The sequence below is a fragment of the Rhodopirellula maiorica SM1 genome, assembly GCF_000346295.1.
Lineage (GTDB): Bacteria > Planctomycetota > Planctomycetia > Pirellulales > Pirellulaceae > Novipirellula > Novipirellula maiorica.
In genome coordinates, this window is the sequence record NZ_ANOG01000664.1 from 1 (window position 1) to 3,600 (window position 3,600).

The window sequence follows — 3,600 nt, forward strand, 5'->3', positions numbered from 1 at the left end:
TGCCGCGGCTCATTCGCGAGTCCGATGCGACGATTGCGGCGGAATGTGAAAAGCTGATTCGCACCTATGACCCCTGCATCAGTTGCTCTTCTCACTTCCTAAGCGTCAATGTCAAACGCCGCTGACCTCGTTCAAGAGGCTCGATAAAAACGATGAACGACGTGGTGCTGGGACTGGGCAGCTGCAATGGTGACGACCAATTCGGATGGAAGGTGATTGAGGAACTTTTGCATTCAAGTGTGAACGCATCGCTTCACAAAATTCGACATCCAATTGATCTCCTCTCGTGGCTTGATGCGAATGTTTGTGTTCACCTCGTTGACGCAGTGGTCGGATTGCCCCACGACGGTTCGCTGATTCGACTCGAAATGACCAACCCCGTGCATCGATCGCAAATTCAGTCAATCCCTTGCACCGGGACGCACGATGTGGATCTATCAGAGGTGCTGATGCTCGCCGAATCACTTGGCAAGCCGACGGATCAAGTGGTGTTGTGGTTGGGACGTGCAGAGTCAATCGAGCCAATGACGTCGCTTAGCCCCGGCGCTCGCCAATCGGTCCAGCAGTGTATTGATCAGCTGACGCAACAACTGGGGTGGTCGCAGTGACTCAGCTACGCAACACCAGCACGGGGCAATGTGCGAGTCGGACGACCCGCTCGGCAACCGAGCCCAGCAGGATGTGTTTGACGAAACCATAACCGTGCGACGGCATCACAATCAGATCGGCGTCCTCATTTTCAGCAAACGCCACGATCTCTCGACCCGCATCTCCGATGGCCACGTGGATCGTCGTTGCCGCATGTTTTGCCTCGGACAACCGCTCGCGGAGTTTTAGTTTGACGTGTTTGATTCTCGATTCGTCCGTGACCGTGCCGTACAGATTTCCGTATTCCATCGCGGGCAAGTTGGGCAACACGTGAATGACGTCCACCGAGCCGGTCTCGCCAACAATGTTCAGTGCCGTGTCGACGGCGTCGATTGATAGGTCGCTGAAATCGACCGGCACAACGATCCGCTTTGCATTTAATCCAGACATGATGGGGGCTCCACGAGTTGCGTTTGTAGCGGGAAAGGAAAAGCCGAACGAGGAAAGACGTTTCGATGAATCGTCACACCGTCGTATTTACAAACGTGTATTTGCAAACGCTGGACCAGGAACGAATGCGGCTGATTCGTCGTGCTGGAACGAGTCAAGGTGGGACAAATGAAACCGGAATGACGGACAACGCGTGACGATCTGCACAGAGGAACGCTTTCCAGCGAGACAAACGGGATCTGCAAAGCCATAAACGAGGCTAGGGAACATGCTTTGCGTTGGAAGCGGGACGCACCAAACCAGGCTGCACTATTCCCTTCTAGACTTTTTGCATGAGGTAAGCATCGATGATCCGTTTAGCAATTGTGTTGGGGATGTGTGTCCACTGCGTTTCTTCGTTGTCAGCAGAAGATCCTGGCGTCCAAACGCCTCGCGAAGTGCGGTTTGATGTCTTTGTCCGCAGCGATCATCGATCGACGAAACAGGTTTTGAACTATGTCGAGGCGTTAAAGAAACGGGTGGCGGGACTCGATATTCGCGTGCACGATCTGATCAAGGATCGCAGCCAGCTCTCATTGTTAGTTGAAATCAGCAAAGCGGCGGGGCGAGACAAGCCGGTGTTACCCGCTTTCCACTGCTGCCAGCGGACTTATTTTGGTTTCATCACTGCGGACCGGAGTGGACCGGAGATTGAAAAGTTATTTACGGCTGATGTTTACACTCGAGCGACCTGTTCCCGCTGTAATAAGCTCAAAGCGTTTCTGCCAGGTCTACAGAAGCGGTGGCCGGCCATCCGGTTTCGCATTTATGAGGTTGATGATGATTCGAATGCTCGTGCCCGTTGGGAAGCATTGTGTCGCGGCAGCGGGGTACCGCCAGGGTTGCCCACGATCGATTTTGCTCGCCGAGTAATTATTGGTTACCAGGGCGACGAGGTGACGGGGGCCCAGATCGAGTCTTTGATTCAACAGGTTTCTGGCGCCTCGTCCGCTTTGCCCTCGCGGCCTGGCGTCGAGGATCAATCGAATCGAACGCTGCATCCCAGTGCCGGTTTGACCTTGGTATCGACCACGGCAAGGCCGTCGACGCTGAGCCGCTTGACTTCGGGCAGCCTAAACTCGGGCAGCCTGAACTCGGGCAGCCTGAACTCGGGCAGCCTGATTTTGGGCCGACCACGGTTGAATTCGGCCACGTACGTCCGCTTGATTAGCGAAGACGTCGAGCAATTCGACACGTTGGAGCTTCCCGGGGAAGCCGAGATTTCCGAGATTGGGGAACTGGCGACGGAGCCCAAAGTCCTGCAAAGCGAGTCGAGCGATGAGGCGATCGAAGTCCCGATCTGGGGGCGATTGCGGGTTGATGAGCTAGGGATGCCGCTATTCACATTGGTGGTGGGTCTGGTGGACGGATTTAATCCATGTGCGATGTGGATCTTAGTGTTTTTGTTGTCCGTGCTAGTAAATATCAAAGACCGCAAAAAGATCGTGATCATCGCCGGAACCTTTGTGGTGGTTAGTGGTTTGGCGTATTTTGCATTCATGGCGGCGTGGTTGAATCTATTCATCTTGGTCGGCATTATCCGTCCGGTTCAAATTGCCCTGGGCGGATTGGCTCTATTGATCGGCGTGGTCAATGTAAAAGATTTTTTTGCATTCAAAAAAGGAATCTCGTTCTCGATTCCGGAGCGTCACAAACCGGGACTCTATCGACGTGTCCGCGAAATCGTCAGCGCGAAATACTTGACCGTTGCTTTGAGTGGGGCCATTGCGCTGGCGGTGATCGTCAATATGATTGAATTGCTGTGCACCGCGGGATTGCCTGCCTTGTACACGCAAATTTTGACGCTACAAAACTTTCCCGTGTGGGAGAATTATCTGTATCTCGGGTTGTACATTCTCGCCTACATGTTTGACGATGCGCTGCTTGTCACGATCGTTGTCGTCACGCTCTCGCATCACAAGCTGCAAGAACGCGAAGGCCGTTGGCTTAAACTGATCAGCGGGATTGTCATACTGTTGCTCGGTCTGGTGATGCTTTTCCGCCCCCAGTGGTTGCAGTTCAGCGGTGTTTAAGCAGCTAGGCGGAAGTCGTTCCATCTATTGGCCGCTTCGTGAGCCGAGGGCCGTAAGGCACCGGGTAATGCGTGGAACCCGGCCGCTGACGCGCGAGCGGCTCATTCGATCAACAGCCCGCTAGCCACGGTTCCTCGTTCCAACCAAAGCACCGGAGGGCTCACGCCCAATGCCATCTACTTTGGCACTAAACGGGTGGCGTTTGTAGCGGTGCGGCGCGGGGCCGCCCGGAATAAACCGAACGATTCACTCGCCTCAACCGGACGGCTCGCGCCGTGTCGCTACCAAAGTCGATGGCATTGGGCTCGCACGCTGCCGCTACAGAATGCCTCACAGCGTTCGCCCAAACGGCTGACGGGATTTAACCCAATGATTCCTGCCTACCTGCTTAACAGGGGGCGTGGTCATCCAATTGGTAGAAAAATAGGCGATACGAACCAACGTTCACTGATGCTGTGGCGGAGGCGCATCTCGGTGTAGAATCAGCGAT

General features: G+C 54.6%; 4 protein-coding genes. 3 read left to right on the top strand and 1 reads right to left on the bottom strand.

The annotated features are described in order from the left end of the window. The first annotated feature begins 152 nt into the window (after positions 1-152). The gene (locus tag RMSM_RS21285) at positions 153-608 is read left to right on the top strand and encodes a hydrogenase maturation protease (RefSeq protein ID WP_008701055.1); all 456 of its coding nucleotides are present in this window, start codon (positions 153-155) and stop codon (positions 606-608) included. A gap of 1 nt (position 609) precedes the next feature. Here RMSM_RS21285 and RMSM_RS21290 read toward each other — a convergent pair whose 3' ends face one another. Next, positions 610-1,038: a universal stress protein gene (locus RMSM_RS21290; RefSeq protein WP_008701058.1), complete on the bottom strand. Its 429-nt coding sequence runs from the start codon at positions 1,036-1,038 to the stop codon at positions 610-612. Positions 1,039-1,103: 65 nt separating this feature from the next. Between RMSM_RS21290 and RMSM_RS43460 the strand changes: the two genes are divergently transcribed. Further along, positions 1,104-1,235 (top strand): hypothetical protein, encoded by a 132-nt coding sequence (locus RMSM_RS43460; RefSeq protein WP_008701060.1) that lies wholly within the window; start codon positions 1,104-1,106, stop codon positions 1,233-1,235. A gap of 150 nt (positions 1,236-1,385) precedes the next feature. Then, the gene (locus tag RMSM_RS37180; RefSeq protein ID WP_008701062.1) at positions 1,386-3,110 is read left to right on the top strand and encodes a putative membrane protein; all 1,725 of its coding nucleotides are present in this window, start codon (positions 1,386-1,388) and stop codon (positions 3,108-3,110) included. Positions 3,111-3,600: the final 490 nt, after the last annotated feature.